Below are 17,850 nucleotides of genomic sequence, written 5' to 3' on the forward strand. Positions count from 1 at the left end.
ATCTTCTTCGATTTGTCAAGTTTTATTTATACCAAATTAGATGAGCTTACCCTGGGTGATATGGTTTACCAGCACGAGTACCGTTTCTTTCAACCTTAATTAAGGACTTCAATCCAGCCCATTCTGGACTGATGCCAGTTAAATTATGAAAAACTTCTACAGTACGTGTTGTAAATCTGTTTCGAGTTTTTTCGGCTGTGATGTACCGACTTGTTGGCTTGGAGTTATCCGTATTTTTTCTAATTTGGCAATACAAGTTTTTTTGATTTGCCTTGACAGCGATCGCATAGTCATTGCCACTATCAATAATTAGCTTGCAGGTTTTTTTTGACAATGTAGAGCATCTAAACTGAAAACAACACCCTCAATATCTAATAGTGCAATTAAATTTTGAACTGTGCTAATTTCACTACCTTGCTTGTTCTCCAATTTGCTCAGACTTAGGACTAGCCCTTGTTTCTCAGTAAATACCGATAGGATATTTACGAAATTCTGATACTCGTTTTTGTAGTTTTGTACAGTTCCTTTGATACTTTTACCATCAATTGCAAACCACTCCGATGTATCCACATGAACGTAGTTTTCCGCCCACTGGTTAAATATTTTGGCAAGAATATCAAAGTCTACTCCTATTAGTATCCGACGGATTGTCGAGGTTGATGGCACGCCATGTTTTTCAATTCTGAATTTATCAATTAATACACGACGATGACGTTTTACAAAGTCTCCCCATGCACGATATCCTACGTACCCGCTCATTGTTCCCATAATCACAAACAGCAATACCATCCACAGTTGATGTCTTTGCCCATCTTTGACTCGAAAATCTTTTACTTGCCGTAGTTGTTCAATCAGATTTGCACCCATTGTTTTCATCCCCTCGATGCTTGTCATTTTACATCTTTTAGGGAACGAAACAGCCCTGCCTTTTTAAGGGGGTTGGGGGATCTCTTGTGCCTAAGTCCTAACAAATATTTACGCATCGCCCTACCTCGACGTTTCATAGCATAGGCGATCGCCATGATATCTCTACCTAGCTTCGCAAAAATCAAATATTAGTCCTATATAGGAATCGTATTTGATTTTTGAAATTATCTACGTAGGCGGGGAGTGGGGAGTAGGGAGTAGGGAATAGGGAATAAGGAATTAGGCTTTTCGAGTTGTACCAAACTTTTTCAGAAATCAAATATTAATCTTATATATTGAGTAAGTAGACAGGAAAAACTAAAATATGTGATGCAACTTGCTCCCCTTTACCCCATTTTGTACCGTATTCTCCAACCGACTTTTCCCAATTGCCTTTGGAGTGGCGATGACTTGTCTGCGACACGATCGGCGAACCCCAAAAGCGTTGGCGATCGCAATTCTAAAGTGATCGCTCTGACTTTTGATGATGGGCCCCATCCTGAATACACACCCGAAGTCTTGGCAGTGTTAGATCGTTACAATATTACTGCGAGTTTTTTTTGGTTGGGTGTTTGCGTCAACCGTTCACCAGCGATCGCCGCATCTGTGAGCGATCGTGGACACTGGCTCGGATTGCATGGCTACGATCATCGCTCTTTTCCGATGCTTTCCCCAAATGACCTGAAAGACAGTTTAGAAAAAACCCAAGCTGCCATCTACAATGCCTGTAATCTCCAACCAGAACAAGTCCGAGATGTCCGCCCCCCCAATGGTTTATTTACACCTGCGACTTTAAAATTGTTCTTTCAGTGGAATTACCGCCCAGTTATGTGGAGCGTTGTACCCGAAGACTGGGTGCGTCCAGGCGTAACCACCGTGGTAGAGCGAGTTATGCAGCAAGTCAAAAATGGTTCAATAATTGTTTTACATGACGGTACTTGCGGTGGACAAGATGTTGCTGCCACAATTCAAATTCTGATTCCGCAACTGCTACAACAAGGCTATGAGTTTGTGAGTGTTGATACTATGTGGCAACGAGCTAAGGCTAACCATTGACTGTTACACATATTAAAAATATGTGAAGTTAATAATTTGCTCTAAATCAGGCTTTTCCATAAATTATGCCAGAGCAGTTTCCAATCATTGACATTCCCCTAGATGCCCGAGAAGCTAATGAGGATTTGGGAACAAAAGAAAAATTTTGGTTTCGTCATCAGGATCTAGGTCGTTGTCTATTCAAGAAAGCTAGACCAAACACAGGAGAAGATTGGGCAGAGAAGATTGCAGCCGATTTGTGCCAGTTGCTTGGGCTACCTCATGCTGATTATGAACTGGCGACATACAATGGCGAAAATGGCATTGTTTCACCCTCATTTTTGCCGCCTCAAGAAGGTACAATTCTCACCCTTGGTAATGAAATTCTGGCTCGGATAGTATCCGATTATCCGCAAGATTCTAAAGACCTGTCCCAACACACAATAGACAATGTATTCAATGCAATCGGAGATGCTTTAGTTAATTTGCCCATCAATTGGAAACTGCCAGAAAGAATTAACCATGCGAAGGAAACTTTTGTTGGGTATTTACTTTTAGATGCTTGGATCGGGAATAGCGATCAACACCATGAAAATTGGGCATTCATCAGTTTGGAAGAGAAGATTTATTTAGCACCAACCTATGACCATGCTTCCTGTCTTGGTAGGAACGAGTCTGATTCTAAAAGAAAAAGTAGGCTAATCACACAAGACGCTGGCTTTACTGTCCAAGCATATGTGGAAAAATGTAATTCTGCCTTGTATGCTAGAGTTAGTGACAAAAAAACCCTCAAGACTTTTAATGCATTTTGTGAAGTGCAACAGCGCTATCCAGATGCAGCCAGCGTATGGTTGAATAATTTAGCAAGGGTGTCAAGCAATGATACGTTAGAGCTTTTTGAGCGTATTCCATTTAATCGCATATCGCAAACAGCAATTGAATTTGCACAAAAGATATTGGAGTTAAATCAAAGTAAGCTGCTGGACACCCTACGATGAAAACACTTTTTTTAGCTTGGCAAGATCCTAAAAGTCGCGCTTGGCTTCCCATTGGTCGCTTAACATTTGACGGAAAAAAATATCAGTTTGTATATACGCAAGGTGCTGTTAAAGCTCAAGCTGAACATAATTTTCAGCTATTGTATTCCTTTCCAAATTTGAACAAAGTATACACATCGGTTGAACTGTTTCCCTTGTTTTCTAATCGATTAATGCGACGCTCTCGCCCCGACTACAAAAATTATATTGAATATCTAAATATTCCTGAAGGTGAAGATGACCCAGTTACCATCCTTTCTCGTAGTGGTGGGCGCAAGGTAACGGATAATTTTGAAGTTTTCCCCTACCCAGAACCAGATGAAAATGGTTTATACCACATCCATTTTTTTGCACATGGGTTGCGACACCTTCCTACTTGTGCAACTGAACGGATTAATCAATTACAAACGGGTGAACCGTTATATTTAGCGAACGAATTTCAAAATCCCTATGACCCGCGTGCATTGTTCTTATGTACAGAGGATCATCACATCGTAGGTTATTGCCCTCGATATATTGTGGATAATGTTTTTAAACTCAAGAACAAAAATCCCGAACTTGTAAAAGTAAAAGTTGAGCGCGTTAACCCAGTACCCACACCTCTGCAACTACGTTTATTGCGCAATATGACCGCAGAATGGCATGAGGACTTTCGTCCATTTTCTAGTTGGGAGTATCAGCCTTTGGTGGCTGATATCCCAGTGGCTTATGCTAATTCTTAGAGTTGATGTGCGGCTAGAAAAGCTTCGACTTCAGCATCTGTTGGTTGAGAAGCGATCGCACCTGGTTTAATGGTAGTCAGCGCTCCAACAGCACTGGCGTATGTGACAATGCGTTTTGCTGTTTCTGCATCCCGCAAGCTGTGGATGCCATACTGACTCAGTTGGTGAATGAATCCAGCCAAAAAGCTATCTCCTGCGCCAGTTGTATCAACGACAGGGATGGAAAACGCAGGTAATTTGCCTTCGTTCTCACCCAGACAGTAGGTGCAACCGTTTTCCCCATCTGTTACTAATACTCCTTCAATTGAAGCCAGACGGTAAGTTATGGCTCCGGGATCTGCGGTTTCAAATAGCCATTCAGCTTCTTCTTTGGAGAGTTTGAGGAAATCGACTCGTTTAAATAATTCTGGAATTTTTTGATGAGCGATGTTTGGTTCATCCCAAAATACAGGACGCCAGTTGACATCCAGCACAATCTTCAAGTCGTAATGTTCTGCTAACTCTAAAGCGCGGTGAATTGCCTCTTCACTTTCAGGATAGGCTAATTCCAAAGTACCCAAAACCAGAAAATCTGCCTCTTGAAACAGTGAATCTGACAATTTTTTAGCTTGCAGGTGAGTATCGGCAAATTCTGAGCTATCATACTGACCAAATCCGGCAAAGGTGCGATCGCCAGCCAGATCCCGTGTAACATAAACTTGCCGCGTTGGTGCTGTGGGATGGCGTTGTACCCCTGTCGTCTCTACACCTACATCTTGTAATAGCTTGACCAGTGCATTCCCTGGTTCATCTTCACCAACGGCTCCGATAAATCCGGCTGATGTCCCCAGCTTGACTAAAGCACAGGCTACGTTAGCTGGTGCCCCTCCTGGGTAGGGAGTCCAAGATTTCACTTCTTCCAGCTTTAGCCCCAATTGATCGGCTAAACAATCAAACAAAATTTCACCAAGGCACAAAACACGGGGATTGCTCATCTCATTTTCAATTGTAGATTTCGATTTGGGATTAGGAATTGACAGTATAAAATCTACAATAGTTTTTGCTAATCTGTCGCCAGTCCTTCATAGAATTAAATAGCAATTTTAACTACTCCCGTAACATGTATATGCTTCTAATACCCTCCAAAATTGTCTCAGTGAATAAACTAGATTGCTGTAAAATTAATGTACTTTTTAATACCAAAAATAAATTGCAATTTATATTTCTGCCAACTTGAAATCCAAAGAAAATATTGACAATAGTATTACTGCTAACACTTGAAACCCCTACCAACAAAAGAATCCTCTAGAATTAGAAAGAGCGATTAAGTACATATACCAACAGAGGATAGAAATAGTCATGGCTGGTGGCAAGTCTGAGACCCCCGTTAGTCTATCAGACAGAGAACTGCAAATTATCGACTTAGTGGCCACTGGCTTAACTAACCAAGAGATTGCAGGAAAACTGGAGATTAGCAAGCGTACAGTTGATAACCATATCAGTAATATTCTCACCAAAACCGAGACAGAAAATCGAGTAGCTCTTGTCCGCTGGGCTTTACAGTGGGGCAAAGTCTGTTTGAATAATGTCAATTGCTGTCTTCTGCCTAACCAGATCGAATAAATAATTTACTAGTAGCAAGGTAATTGCTCTGGTCTGGTACACTCAAGAGCCAATGAATGAGGTTTACTGATTCTTCCCCTCCTCACGTCTTTGTTTCAGTGTGAACACTCTACCAAAAGTTCCGAGTCCTTCACTCAGCCGGAGTTTATGTTAGTGGAGCCAGCTGACCCTCGGACTCGGAAACTATAACAAAGATCACAATTTCTTCGGACTTACGCACTCTACAAATTAATCATGGTATGATTTTACCAAAATAGGTCGTTTCAGACTTTGATTAATCATTACTTTGATGGAAAGTAGATCAGCGCTGTAGTTGTACAGATGCGGTTTTTTCCATCACCCATATTTGCTATTTTCTGTCAATGCGTAAGTCCTATTTCTTTTCAAATTCAGCAGAACAGATGTGGGACTTACGCATCAGCAACGAAAAATTAAGGGTTTGGGCAGAGGACTGAGAGTAGGGGGAGCAGGGGAAAATCATTAATAACCAACGCCCAACGCCCAACGCCCAAACTCGACAATCATCCACAAAAATTAGCAACAATTTAGTGGTGCAAGCGTTACATTTGAAAGAAATATATTTTACTCCATCAGCTTGGAGAGCAGTGTTCCAATGAATACTTCTGCTTCTTTTCAGGGTGGCTCGTCTCCCTTTGAATTTTTTAACTTTGATCTTAGGACACTTGTATCTGAAAAAGTTCCGAGTCTTGAAGACCGATTTTCAGACTTTCCCCAACCCACACAAGATGCCGACTTACTTAGGCAGCTATCGTTTATTCCAGGGTTGAAAGAAATTTTGATGGTGCGGCAGGTTCACGCCTTAGAACATGCTACTGTTTGGGTTCTTAGCGAATCAAAAAGTGCCTATCCTGCCAAAGGAGAACCCACTAACGTTCAACCAGATAACGAACTATTAGGCGGTTTGTCTACTGAGCAGGGATTTTACCTCTATGGTGAGGTGAATATTAGTGATTTGCGGCGTGCGGTCACACTTGCTCGACATCGCCTCACCAGTGGAGAATGGGATTTGGCTGTACATCCCCGTTGCGGCACAAATTTATCAGTAGCAATGCTCTTAACAGCTGGACTAGCTGTGGGTGTGCATCTGTTGCTACCATTTCGACCAATCGAGCAACTTATAGGTTTAGGGTTAGCCGCGACGACAGCCGCTGAACTCGCACCTGATTTAGGTTCTATGGCCCAGCGTTACCTAACAACTGCCATTCCTTTTAACCTAACAATTGAAAATATTACGCGTACACGCGACGTTTGGGGGCGTGAGGCACATTTTGTGAAAGTGGGCTGGCAAGAAGAATGAAGAGAGCAAGAGGAGATGAGGGAGATGAAGGAGATAAGGGGGATGAGGGGGACAAGAAAAAATTTTCTCCATAGTCTTACCTATCTACCTCATCCCCCCCTGCTCCCTTATCTTCCCCCACTCCCTACTCCCTACTCCCCACTCCCCTAAAAAAATTATGAGAAAACTTTACTTCTTACTCCCTGGTACAGATGGAAAATTTGCTTGTGGTGGTCTTTGGGCTGAGTTAAAAGCACTTAATCTGGTTCAGCAGTTTTGTAGTGCTGATGTTGTAACTTACCGTCAACGGGAAAAAGGCAAGCTTTTCATCGATGATTTGCTAAAAGAGAAAAATTTAAATGATGTAATTTTTGTCATCAGTTGGGGATTTGATATAGCTCAACTCGTGGCTAAACTTAAGCAATACAATGTCGTTTACCATGCACATAGTGCAGGTTATGCATTCAGGCTAAGAGCAAGTATTCCGATCATCACTGTCAGCCGCTATACAATGGGATATTGGGGAGAAAAATCACCTAATTCTCTGATTTATTATTTGCCCAATCAAATTTCTGATGAGTTTCAAAATTTCGGACTGGAACGGGATATTGATGTTTTAGTTCAGGCTCGGAAGTCTTCTGAGTATTTAATTAAAGAATTAATTCCAGCTTTGCAAAAACGTTGTAAAGTATTGGTTGTTGACTCCTATATAGAGGATTTGCCTGGACTATTCAACCGAGCCAAGGTTTACCTCTATGATTCGGCTGAGTACTGGGCACAACAGGGTGTTAGTGAAGGATTTGGTCTGCAACCAATGGAAGCTCTTGCCTGTGGCTGTCAAGTATTTTCTAGTGTCAACGGTGGACTGGCAGATTACTTAGATCCGGGATTTAATTGCTATAAAATTGCTGGATATTCCCAAGAATATGATGTCCAACGTATTATGAAGGTGATTGAATCTTCAGTGGGAGTTAGCTTGTCTGAAGAGTTTTTGGTTGAGCATCGAACTGAAAACATTATTAAGCGTTTCCAAGTTATTCTGGATGAATTAAATGAATTTTTTGACCACAAGATACAGCAGCCTTCTAATATTAAGAGTTTGACGAAAATACGTATGTTAAAGTTATTTGCACAGAGGATATACGGTAAATTGACGAAGAAATACTTTCACTTGAAATAGAGACTTCCAAATAAAAAAATATTCAATTATTTATTGTGGGGTGGGCATCTTGCCCGCCTTTGGTTACTGGACGGGCAAGATGCCCACCCCAGAAGATTGGATAATTTATTTCTGGAAAATTCCATAAAAGAACCGCTCCAGACGAAAAGAACATAGAGAGAAGAGAGGAAATTGGATGAATCGGCGGTTATTAGTTACAGGGGGTGCGGGGTTTATTGGGGCGAATTTTGTCCATCATTGGTGTCAGGTTTATCCAAATGACCGGGTGGTGGTGTTAGATGCTCTTACCTATGCGGGGAATCGTCTAAATTTGGTGCCCTTTGAGGGAAGAGAAAATTTTCGGTTTGTGCAGGGGGATATTTGCGATCGCACCATTATAGATCAGTTACTATCAACGGAAAATATTAATGCGATCGCTCATTTTGCTGCCGAATCTCATGTTGATCGTTCGATTCTTGGGCCTGGGGCTTTTGTGCAAACTAATGTAGTGGGAACTTTCACCCTACTAGAAGCTTTTCGGCAACATTGGGAGGCAAAAGCACAGCCATCAGATTATCGTTTCCTACACGTTTCTACTGATGAAGTCTACGGTAGTCTGGACACAGATGATCCAGCTTTTTCTGAAACTACACCCTACGCTCCTAATAGTCCCTATTCAGCCTCCAAAGCTGGCAGTGACCATTTAGTGCGTGCTTATTATCATACTTATAAACTTCCAACCATTATCACAAATTGCTCTAATAATTACGGCCCTTATCAGTTTCCCGAAAAGCTAATTCCCCTGATGTGTATCAACACTTTGATAGGTAAACCATTACCTGTTTATGGTGATGGTAAAAATGTGCGCGATTGGCTTTATGTCGGCGATCATTGTCTGGCTCTGGATGTGGTAATTAATCATGGTCAAGCAGGGGAAACATACAATATTGGTGGCAATAATGAGGTGGAAAATATTAACCTCGTGCAACTTTTATGTCAGATGATGGATGAATTAGCACCTGATTTACCAGTACGTCCGGCAAAGGAGTTGATTACTTTTGTCAAAGATAGACAGGGACATGATCAAAGATATGCAATTAATGCGAACAAAATTAAAACTCAGCTTGGTTGGACACCTTCAGTAACCATTGCTGAGGGTTTACGTTTAACTGTTGAATGGTATCTCAATCATCGTGATTGGTGGGAACCTCTGCTATCTGCGGAATATCAAGCTTACTATCGCAAAAATTATCTGTAGAATTACCTAAAATAGTGCTAACTCTAACGAGTAACGTCCTTAAATTTTTATGAGGAATTAATTTGTCATAATGTAAGCGACTAAGAATTATGCCTGGATGTCTATTTTGATTTTGAGCAAATTCTTCAATTTCCCACTAGATAAAGTCGATACTTTACTTCAAGGTTTGTCCATAAGAGATGATTTATAAAGTAAACCTTAAATTGTAGGGTGCGTTATAGCAACGCTTAACGCACCGAGAAACATGGTGCGTTACGGCTACTTCTCACTCTCTCGAACTCCCAAATCCTTGCATAGCCGTAACACACCCTACTTAATATTTACTTTATAAATAGCCTCTAACTCGGGAGAAGTACCCAAGGCTTGGGAGAGTTCAATAGCTGTTTCAGGTGTAATTTGCTGGCTTCCCCGAATAATGTCATTGATGGTTTGAACTGGACGCTGCATAATTTCTGCTAAATCTTTCTGTGTCTAGCCACGGGCTTCTAATTCTCGACTTAAAATTTTTCCTGGCGTTGATACTCTTGATGGTGCTAGCTTCTGGCTCATATTGCTATCTCCCCTGCTGACAAAAGTTAGTGCTAGTCTTTGATATAGATTATTGTGAGATATTTTCCTTTTCTCCGTACACGCGCAACGACGCGCAAGGATGCCAACAACGCGCCAGAATCCTTGTCTTCTGCATATTTCTGAAATATCTCGGTCAAATAATCGTCGATTTCTTCCGGGTGCTTACGGAAGTACTCTTCTTAAAATTCATCAAGTGTTCTAAATTTTCTCACGGCTTAGGTACTCCTTTTTCAAAAAATTATCAGGCTCCCACAGTTTTTCTAGATAATGATTATCCTTGAATAATAAGGGAATCAAATCAGCGTAAATTGCCAGCAGGTGTCAGATGCTGCAACCAGAACAGATATTACAAGACCGTTATCAAATTCAACGCCAACTTGGTAACAATGGGATTCGTCAAACTTGGCAAGCATTGGATTTACAAGCCTCTGATGACGAAAATTCGACCGTTGTGGTCAAACTTTTGGCCTTTGGCGGTACTGTGCAGTGGGACGATTTAAAACTTTTTGAAAGGGAAGCACAAATTCTTAAACAGTTAAATCATCCCCGCATCCCTCGATATATAGATTATTTTTGTATCGACGATCGCACACTCTGGTTTGGCTTAATCCAAGAATATATTCCTGGTGAGTCGCTTAAGGAAAAACTTGCTGCTGGCAAAAGATTTACTGAAAAGCGAGCGAGAAAAATTGCTGTTGAGGTTTTAAATATTCTCACGTATCTACACGAGTTGAATCCAGGAGTGTTACATAGAGATATAAAACCGAGTAATTTAATCTGGGGCGAAGATAATCGGATTTATTTAGTTGATTTTGGCGCAGTTCAAGATAAAGCGGCAAGAGAGGGCGTTACTTTTACCGTTGTCGGTACTTATGGCTATGCGCCAATGGAACAATTTGGTGGTCGAGCGGTTGCGGCTTCAGACCTCTATGCACTGGGAGCAACTTTAATTCATTTGTTAACTGGGACTTCCCCATCTGATTTACCCCAGCAGGATTTGCGACTGCAATTTACAGACCGAGTTAACCTCAGTTCCAGTTTTGTCAGTTGGCTACAAAAGTTGATAGAACCGGCTCCAGAACAACGATTTACTAATACCCGCCAAGCCCTAGAAGCTCTCAAATCTGGTTTAGTTGTCAAATCTGCAAATAACAATCAACTTTTGCCGCTAAAAGAAATAATCAACAATTCTGGATGCGGGATAAATAATCACAATGAAACAGTCCCAGAGGAAATTCTCGGTTGGAATTGGGGTGCATTTCTTATACCTTGGTTGTGGATGTGGACAAATCAAGTGTGGTATGGTCTATTCTGTTTTGTACCCCAAATTGGTTGGGTAATGGCGATCTCACTCGGTGCAAAAGGCAACGAATGGGCTTGGAAAAGTAGACGGTGGCGCAGTATTGAACAATTCAAAGCACATCAAAGAGGCTGGGCGATCGCTGGTATTTTAATTGGAGCGCCTATTAGTATTATGTTGTGGACTTGGGCGATCGCTTTGCTCAAATCTGCACTGTAAGCCAGTCTTTTGGGTAAATATCAATTTTGGGAGAAAGGGAGATGCCAAGGGCGGATAGCGCAGTGTTAGCCAGTCAGACACACTCCTACGGAGGCTCGTTCCTCTCGTAGAGAGGCACAAGGGATGCTACTGCTTCTCGTAGAGAGAAAGCAATAACTCAATTGCTTCATCTCACCGTACCCGTACACCTAATTTTGTATCCCAGTGGAGGGGTTTATCTGCTTTTTGCAGGGGAGATTCTGGAATTTGACCTACTGATACGCCGTATTTCCAGTCTGGCGGACAGATAGCAATGTAACGTGCATAACCTCCCAAACCACCTTTGAATTTGGGATACCCAATAGTGATCAACGCACCTGTTTCTGGCACTTGATCTAGATTTGCAACACCCTCTGCTTGGGTATATCCATTTTTTAACAACCAAGCTTCTCCTTCAAGTGTTGGGGTGCTGTCTGTATCGAGGGGTTCGTGTCCGTGGAAAAGAATTTTGCGCTCAAGGTGCAGAAACTGCAAAGCTTCTAGCTTTACCCCAGGAAACTTAGTTCTTGTAGCTAGTTCGGGGTTTGGCCATTCTTTAGACCAGTCAGAGCGAACAAACACAACTGAGCCTTTTGGAATCCTCCCATGTTTACGTTCCCAATCCTGAATATCTTTGAGACTCAGGTGGTAATTGGGGTCTTTGGCAACTTTATCCTGGATCGGAATTACTACTAGAGGACGAACAGCAAAAGTAGCAGGCAACTCATCAATAGCTGGATAATCAGGGTTCCAGTGAGCCGGTGGATCTAGTTGGGTTCCTAGCTGATCGGTGGATAAATCGTAATGAGTTGCTTCAAACCCATCCTTTTGGTAAGTGTATGGCTCACCCGTTTTTGGATTGATGGCAGGCGCAAACTTGGATGAACCAAAACCTGACCATACAGGAATTGCCGGAGCGATGGCATGAGTCAAGTCAACATATTTTGCTGACTTGAGTGAGTGCTGATAAATTTGCCACAGGGAAGGCTTTCGTAATGGCTGTACTGCGTTCACAGACACAAAACCAGTACTAAACAGAACTATTAAACAAACAATTCCCCAGAAAGTTTTTTGAAATGGTTGACGCAAAAATCTATTTAGTTCCTGCTTCAGACGTGAATAGTTACATTGCGGCAGTATTCTCATTCTGTTCGAGCTTATTGCTTTTGAAGGCTCTAATTGTTTTACCACAAATTGCTACATTGTTTACCCTGTAACTCTTTCGGGGTATTTTATCTTAGAGCAAGGCTGCTATCTCACGGATGCTAATGTTTCAATAGTCATTCTGTTTGATTGATTCCCCCAACCCTTAGATGTACCCAAATACGTATATTCGGGAGGATGAAAACCACCGACGCGATCGCGTTCAGCGTCTCGTTGAGAGGAAAATAGGACTTACGCAAAATATCTCTCAAACTCAAAGGCTAATCCAAGTGTTTTTTATCACAAGCCATAAATCCGGAATATAAGGCTTGAACTTAGTTTTGGATGAGTTTTTATATGAGGTTTATGTGAAAAAGCATTAGTTATATAGATTTCCTATAGATAAAATTCAAACTATTATAGTTTATAGAAAAGCAAAAAGTTAAATAGCAAAAATAACAATTAGAAGTGATGAAATGAAATCTATAACTAAGGCATCTGCACTCAAAGAATACTACTCTGAGAATGATTGGCGTACTCAACCTTACACAATCACTTATATTGAAGATGCAGACCCAGATACTTGGCAAGCTAAAACTGATAAACCTGATGCTTGGAATGATGTGAGAATCCTTTGGGTTCCAGCAGAAGATAAAGTAGTTATGAGTGCTACTGCTACTACTGAACCAGGTGTAAAAATGGTAGAAAACCCTGTTGTTTCTGATGGTGCTTTTCGGATTCAACTGGATACACTCTTTAAAGAATGTTGGGAAATAGGGCGGCATATTACAGCACACTCTAATCAAGAGGCTTTAGTTCAGTGTGATGATATATCTGGCTTTAGAGATTTTAATAAAGATTTCAAGAGAACAGGAGATAAATTATATACTGGTCAATTTGGCGTTAACCAACACACAACAGCTGACAATGCAGAAGGAGAAGCCCCGATTGCTGTAGGTGGATGGTCTGCTGGATGTTTGGTTGGACGTTATCCTCCCACTCATTACAATACTTTTATACCTCACTGTAAAGGTTCAGGACAGAAGAAATTTGATACCGTAGTTTTAGATGGTACTAAGTTTTGGAATTGGTTAAAAGTGAAAGGCTACTCTTTATTGTCCTAATATTATAGTTAGTAATCATTAATAATATTAAGGGGCAGTTTTAAAAGTAATTGGCTGCAATTGAATATGTTTGACTAAGCTTTGATAATTTTAAAAAGAAGAATTTAATTACAATTCCTGCTTTTTAGATAGAGTTTAGTAAACATAATATTATTTAATACAGCATTAATAACTTTTAAAACAGCCTCTTATACATCCTCTTATACAGTAATTCTATCTGATTTGTCAAAATTCGCAGTGTCCAGATACCCGACTTCTTTAAGAAGTCGGGTATCTAACTTTTCACGAATGATTATACGATGGGCTGCGCCTACGCACATTTACTATATGTTTTCTAGTAAATTACTAGCCAGTTGTAGAGAAGCGATGACCGAGCGCTATGAGTTGGCTGCTGAGTTATTCTATAGCGTTGGGTCAACAACTGGCGATTTGTGGCTATTCTGTTCTGTTGATATCTCATTTAAACCGCAATTCAGAGACTTGTGATGCCAAATTGCCAGAACCTTTGAACATGACGCCGTAACTTGAACTTTTTCTTAGAGGAGGAGTGGAAAGAGCTGATGGCAGTTTGGTCAAATACCTCCACCATTTTAAGAGACAACTTTTAGCAGAGTTCGTTAAGCACCTCAAATAATGGTCGGTTGTTACACACACCAATCTGATTGTTATTAGTCAGAATGTAAGAGTGCAATAGATCGCACTCTTACAAAAGCTAAATACAGAGGTAAACTATGTTTCCTTTTTGGGGTAATCCTTGTTATGGAAGCGAACCCATTTCGCACAAAGCTAGTTTAGAGCGGAAATTAAAATTCTTGATTTGGATGCGAGATGATTTAGAGTCCAAACTGGCTGGCATTAATGCTTCTATTGATACCATTCGGCAGCAAATACAACGCTCAGACTCAGCTGTTTAGAACTTAGTTCTTGCAGACATTTATACTGAAGCCGATTGTAACTTTTTTGTGACTGGGCGCTGTAAATGGGCTACATCATGTAGGTCTTTGTGCAGCGCTCTGTCACAAACTAGGTAGTCTTAAAAAAGGAAGCCCAGTCTTTTATGCTGGCAGATGGTGAAACTAACCCTGAATATTTAACTCAAGACAGAGGTAAAGTCAGCAGAGTTGATTAATATCTGGAAGTTAGAGCCGTAATCGTCTGAAAGTGCCAAAACTTATAAAAATGAAAAATATTATCTCGATTATTTGGAATAACTCCTTAAAACGGGACAAAGAATCTGTTTTACTATTTGACTCAACTGCTGCCGCAAGTGAGATTGCCCTGATGCTTAACGGTCAGTGGGATGGCTGCAATGGTGTGATTATCGCTAAATGTGATGAGGTAGCTGTTAACACTGCGTGCTTACTATTAGAAAGTACATGGTGTTATCAAGGCGCATCAAAAGCTGTTTTAGACAGAGTAACAACTGATGAAATTTTACGCCGTTATGCAATCGGAGAAAGACATTTTATTAATGCTAATTTGAGGTGTGCAGTACTTGCATCAGTGAAGCTGAGTGAAATAAACCTAAGTTATGCGAAGTTGAGTTGGGCAGACTTAAGTCAAGCCAATCTCAGTAAAGCCGATTTAATAGCGGCAGACCTAAGTCAAGCTAATTTAAGTGGAGCCGACTTGATTTCGGCATACCTAATGAGGGCAAACCTAAAGGGAGCAGACCTGCAACAAGCTTCACTGAGGGGGGCTAACCTAAGTAGTGCTAACTTAAGTGAAGTTAACCTCACTGGTGCAGATTTAAGAGGGGCCAATCTAGCACTAGCAGACCTAAGAGGAGCAAATTTTCACTTGTGTAATTTGACTGGGGCTAACCTAACAGGTGCCAAGTTAATTGAAAGTGACTTGGCTTTTGCTATACAATAATCGCGCCTAGAGGCGGTTTGCTCAAGTAACCAACGATAATAATGTGCGATCGCCTGGCATCAGACTAAGCTTAAATATAACGTGAGTTCGACGGGTCGCATGGTATTCGCCTAATTACTCGGGTTTGAGCTTACACCGATTTTCAGGTAAATGAACCACAAATAGACCTCTCTCCTTGTAGGAGAGAGGTTTTGATTTTCTCCCCTTGTAGGGAAGGGGCTGGTGGTTAGGTCTCATAATTGTGGTCTAAATACATGAAAACTGCTGTAAGTTGACACCAATGGCGTCTCGCCCGCCGAACTGGGCGGGCTTTCCGGCCCACCGCACAAGAGTTTTACCATTGCTTTTTAATTGTAGTCTGGCCGTGCATTATGGCAATTAAGTTAAAAAATTGAGATTTATCGGGATATTTTCGATTTTAGATACCCTAGCATCGCTTTTCCATCTCATTGCGTCTTATCTCTAAGCTATTCTTCTTAAAATCACGATTTTTTTCTTAAAGTCACGATTTTTTTCTTAAAGTCACGATTTTTTTCTTAAAATCATGATTTAGATTTTGTTAATCCCCTCCCCGCAAGGCTACGGTGTATACACAAGCAAAATTACCCCCCTTAATCCCCCCGATGCATCGGGGGAAACAGGAAATCTAGTTCCCTCACGCCACATGCTTCAAGTCGGCAAAGCCGCCCAACGCAGTGGCTCCCCAATCCATCGGGGAGGGTTAGGGTGCGGTAAAACCTTGGTTAATCAGCTATTTCAGACTTGTGCGTACACCGTAGCTCCGAGTCGGAGAGAAACCTGAACTTTAATTCAAGGTAGCGAGAAGTTCGCCGAACTCACGTTAAGTTGACTACCAACTCCATTTCTAACTACTAACTTGCGATTCAACTACACCCACGGGACAAGAAACATTTGTCCCTCCTAAACCACAATACCCGTTGGGATTTTTAGCGAGGTATTGCTGATGGTAAGCTTCGGCGTAGTAGAATTCAGGTGCATCCAAGATTTCTGTAGTAATCTTGCCGTAACCTGCACCGTTGAGAGCTTGCTGATAAGCTTCCCGCGATGCTTCTGCTAGCTGCTTTTGACTTTCAGAATATACATAAATTCCCGACCGGTACTGAGTACCAGCATCATTACCTTGGCGCATCCCTTGGGTGGGATTGTGACTTTCCCAAAAGACTTTGAGCAGTTCGGCATAACTAATCACTTTCGGATCAAACACAACCAACACCACTTCATTGTGGCCGGTTCGTCCACTACATACCTCTTCATAGGTGGGATTGGGTGTCAACCCAGCAGCATAACCGACTGCGGTAGTGTAAACTCCTTTAAGTTCCCAGAATTTGCGTTCTGCACCCCAAAAACAGCCCAAGCCAAAAACTACCTTCTCTAATCCTTCAGGATAAGGAGGCTTCAGGGGATTCTTGTTGACATAATGAGCTGCGGGTACTGACATAGATTGTGCCCTTCCTGACAAAGCGTCCTCAGCAGTGGGCATAACTTGCTTTTTGCCAAATCCGAATAGTGCCATTGATTTTGACTCTGATATACATCTTTACCTTATTTACTATTTTAACGCTGTAAAGATTCTGGCATCACTTGGGGTTTCTCAGACTCGTCACTTGACCAGGAATAAAAAGGTACAAGCCGCTAAATTTATTTATGGGGTTCAAAATTTTTGAGAGGCTATTTATAAAGTAAATATTAAGTGGGGTGTGTTACGGCTATGCAAGGATTTGGGAGTTCGAGAGAGTGAGAAGTAGCCGTAACGCACCATGTTTCTCGGTGCGTTAAGCGTTGCTATAACGCACCCTACAATTTAAGGTTTACTTTATAAATCATCTCTGACTTTTGACTTTTGACTTCCCCGTTCGCGTAGCGTCTCCAAGAGTCGTCACTTGACTGTGTTGACCTTTAGAAAAACAGTGCTGAAATCAAGCTCTTGCCTTCAGTGCCTATTTTGCGAATCAATGTTATGAATACTTGTCAAGGGAAACTTGGCATCAAAAAATACTCATGGATAAAATACCGAAAATTGACCGTCAAAGGGAGCATCAAGCGAACGAACGTACCTTTCTGGCTTGGCTACGCACTTCCATTGCATTGATTAGCTTTGGAATTGCCATTGCCCGATTTGGTATATTTTTGCGCCAGCTTAATGTATCCATTACTCAACAAGAACCTTATGTAAATCCATTATCTAATTCCGAAATTTTGGGTCTTGCTTTGGTAATTTCTGGAATTTTCACAATTGTGTTAGCTGCGTGGCGATACAATCAAGTTTTCTGGCAAGTTGAACAAGGGAACTATAGACCAACTCGGTTAATGGTTTCGATAATGACTGGAGTAGTAATTATTTTGGGACTTTTTTGTATTCCTTTGATCCTATGGCGTGATAAGATACCTTATCGGTCTCCTGTCCCAATTCAACCACAGTCCCGAAATTTGCAAGGCTCAACCCCAAACCTCAATATTAAAAAGGGGACAATTACTACTTTATACAAACAAATATTTTACCGAACAGAATTCAGGAGTCAGGAGTCAGAATTCAGAATGAATTCTGTACGACTGGTGGATGAATA

Annotated in this window: 17 protein-coding genes and 2 pseudogenes; 13 read left to right on the forward strand and 6 right to left on the reverse strand. The window is 41.3% G+C overall.

Features of this window, described 5'->3' with window-relative positions; translation table 11 throughout:
• Positions 1–46: 46 nt before the first annotated feature.
• Both PUQ00_RS27560 and PUQ00_RS27565 read right to left on the reverse strand, forming a co-directional pair.
• Positions 47–334 (reverse strand): hypothetical protein, encoded by a 288-nt coding sequence (locus PUQ00_RS27560; RefSeq protein WP_300422607.1) that lies wholly within the window; start codon positions 332–334, stop codon positions 47–49.
• A complete protein-coding gene (locus PUQ00_RS27565; protein WP_300422609.1) occupies positions 310–894 on the reverse strand; it encodes an ISAs1 family transposase in 585 nt (194 codons plus the stop codon). Before PUQ00_RS27565 ends, PUQ00_RS27560 begins: the two co-directional genes overlap by 25 nt.
• Before the next feature lie 342 nt (positions 895–1,236).
• Here PUQ00_RS27565 and PUQ00_RS27570 point away from each other — a divergent pair, with 342 nt between their 5' ends.
• The 3 genes from PUQ00_RS27570 to PUQ00_RS27580 all read left to right on the forward strand — a co-directional run bounded on the left by PUQ00_RS27570 (position 1,237) and on the right by PUQ00_RS27580 (position 3,700).
• Positions 1,237–1,962, forward strand: coding sequence for a polysaccharide deacetylase family protein (locus PUQ00_RS27570; protein ID WP_300422610.1), 726 nt, complete (start codon positions 1,237–1,239; stop codon positions 1,960–1,962).
• Between the two features lie 65 nt (positions 1,963–2,027).
• Positions 2,028–2,939: a HipA-like protein gene (locus tag PUQ00_RS27575; RefSeq protein ID WP_300422611.1), complete on the forward strand. Its 912-nt coding sequence runs from the start codon at positions 2,028–2,030 to the stop codon at positions 2,937–2,939.
• On the forward strand, positions 2,936–3,700 hold the full coding sequence (locus PUQ00_RS27580) for an HIRAN domain-containing protein (RefSeq protein WP_300422612.1): 765 nt from the start codon (positions 2,936–2,938) through the stop codon (positions 3,698–3,700). Before PUQ00_RS27575 ends, PUQ00_RS27580 begins: the two co-directional genes overlap by 4 nt.
• On the opposite strand, the gene PUQ00_RS27585 is transcribed toward PUQ00_RS27580, so the two are convergent.
• Positions 3,697–4,674, reverse strand: coding sequence for a carbohydrate kinase (locus tag PUQ00_RS27585; RefSeq protein WP_300422614.1), 978 nt, complete (start codon positions 4,672–4,674; stop codon positions 3,697–3,699). The genes PUQ00_RS27580 and PUQ00_RS27585 overlap by 4 nt on opposite strands.
• A 364-nt stretch (positions 4,675–5,038) precedes the next feature.
• On the opposite strand from PUQ00_RS27585, the gene PUQ00_RS27590 reads away from it, so the two are divergent.
• The 4 genes from PUQ00_RS27590 to rfbB all read left to right on the forward strand — a co-directional run bounded on the left by PUQ00_RS27590 (position 5,039) and on the right by rfbB (position 9,016).
• Positions 5,039–5,302: a helix-turn-helix transcriptional regulator gene (locus PUQ00_RS27590; protein ID WP_300422616.1), complete on the forward strand. Its 264-nt coding sequence runs from the start codon at positions 5,039–5,041 to the stop codon at positions 5,300–5,302.
• Between the two features lie 613 nt (positions 5,303–5,915).
• Positions 5,916–6,620: a DUF6391 domain-containing protein gene (locus PUQ00_RS27595; RefSeq protein ID WP_300422617.1), complete on the forward strand. Its 705-nt coding sequence runs from the start codon at positions 5,916–5,918 to the stop codon at positions 6,618–6,620.
• Between the two features lie 157 nt (positions 6,621–6,777).
• A complete protein-coding gene (locus PUQ00_RS27600; RefSeq protein WP_300422619.1) occupies positions 6,778–7,779 on the forward strand; it encodes a glycosyltransferase in 1,002 nt (333 codons plus the stop codon).
• A gap of 175 nt (positions 7,780–7,954) precedes the next feature.
• Positions 7,955–9,016: a dTDP-glucose 4,6-dehydratase gene (rfbB, locus tag PUQ00_RS27605; protein ID WP_300422620.1), complete on the forward strand. Its 1,062-nt coding sequence runs from the start codon at positions 7,955–7,957 to the stop codon at positions 9,014–9,016.
• A 309-nt stretch (positions 9,017–9,325) separates the two neighbouring features.
• Here rfbB and PUQ00_RS27610 read toward each other — a convergent pair.
• Positions 9,326–9,475, reverse strand: a pseudogene (locus PUQ00_RS27610) (helix-turn-helix domain-containing protein); the annotation flags it as partial.
• A 436-nt stretch (positions 9,476–9,911) separates the two neighbouring features.
• On the opposite strand from PUQ00_RS27610, the gene PUQ00_RS27615 reads away from it, so the two are divergent.
• Positions 9,912–11,105: a serine/threonine-protein kinase gene (locus PUQ00_RS27615; protein WP_300422621.1), complete on the forward strand. Its 1,194-nt coding sequence runs from the start codon at positions 9,912–9,914 to the stop codon at positions 11,103–11,105.
• Positions 11,106–11,276: 171 nt separating this feature from the next.
• On the opposite strand, the gene PUQ00_RS27620 is transcribed toward PUQ00_RS27615, so the two are convergent.
• Positions 11,277–12,269: a cyclase family protein gene (locus PUQ00_RS27620; protein ID WP_300422623.1), complete on the reverse strand. Its 993-nt coding sequence runs from the start codon at positions 12,267–12,269 to the stop codon at positions 11,277–11,279.
• Positions 12,270–12,742: 473 nt separating this feature from the next.
• On the opposite strand from PUQ00_RS27620, the gene PUQ00_RS27625 reads away from it, so the two are divergent.
• The 4 genes from PUQ00_RS27625 (at position 12,743) to PUQ00_RS27640 (ending at position 16,067) form a co-directional block, all read left to right on the forward strand.
• A complete protein-coding gene (locus tag PUQ00_RS27625) occupies positions 12,743–13,390 on the forward strand; it encodes a hypothetical protein (RefSeq protein ID WP_300422624.1) in 648 nt (215 codons plus the stop codon).
• A 731-nt stretch (positions 13,391–14,121) separates the two neighbouring features.
• A complete protein-coding gene (locus PUQ00_RS27630) occupies positions 14,122–14,304 on the forward strand; it encodes a hypothetical protein (protein WP_300422625.1) in 183 nt (60 codons plus the stop codon).
• Positions 14,305–14,569: 265 nt separating this feature from the next.
• Positions 14,570–15,265 carry a pentapeptide repeat-containing protein gene (locus PUQ00_RS27635; protein WP_300422627.1) on the forward strand — a complete coding sequence of 232 codons (696 nt, stop codon included), beginning with the start codon at positions 14,570–14,572 and terminating at the stop codon, positions 15,263–15,265.
• Between the two features lie 556 nt (positions 15,266–15,821).
• Entirely contained in the window at positions 15,822–16,067 is a 246-nt protein-coding gene (locus tag PUQ00_RS27640; RefSeq protein WP_300422629.1) for a hypothetical protein, read from the forward strand.
• Positions 16,068–16,130: 63 nt separating this feature from the next.
• Here PUQ00_RS27640 and msrA read toward each other — a convergent pair whose 3' ends face one another.
• Positions 16,131–16,799: a peptide-methionine (S)-S-oxide reductase MsrA gene (msrA, locus tag PUQ00_RS27645; protein ID WP_300422631.1), complete on the reverse strand. Its 669-nt coding sequence runs from the start codon at positions 16,797–16,799 to the stop codon at positions 16,131–16,133.
• Positions 16,800–17,284: 485 nt separating this feature from the next.
• On the opposite strand from msrA, the pseudogene PUQ00_RS27650 reads away from it, so the two are divergent.
• Positions 17,285–17,719, forward strand: a pseudogene (locus PUQ00_RS27650) (DUF202 domain-containing protein); the annotation flags it as partial.
• Between the last annotated feature and the right edge of the window lie 131 nt (positions 17,720–17,850).

It is taken from the genome of Nostoc sp. S13 (assembly GCF_029379315.1).
Taxonomy (GTDB): Bacteria; Cyanobacteriota; Cyanobacteriia; order Cyanobacteriales; family Nostocaceae; genus Nostoc.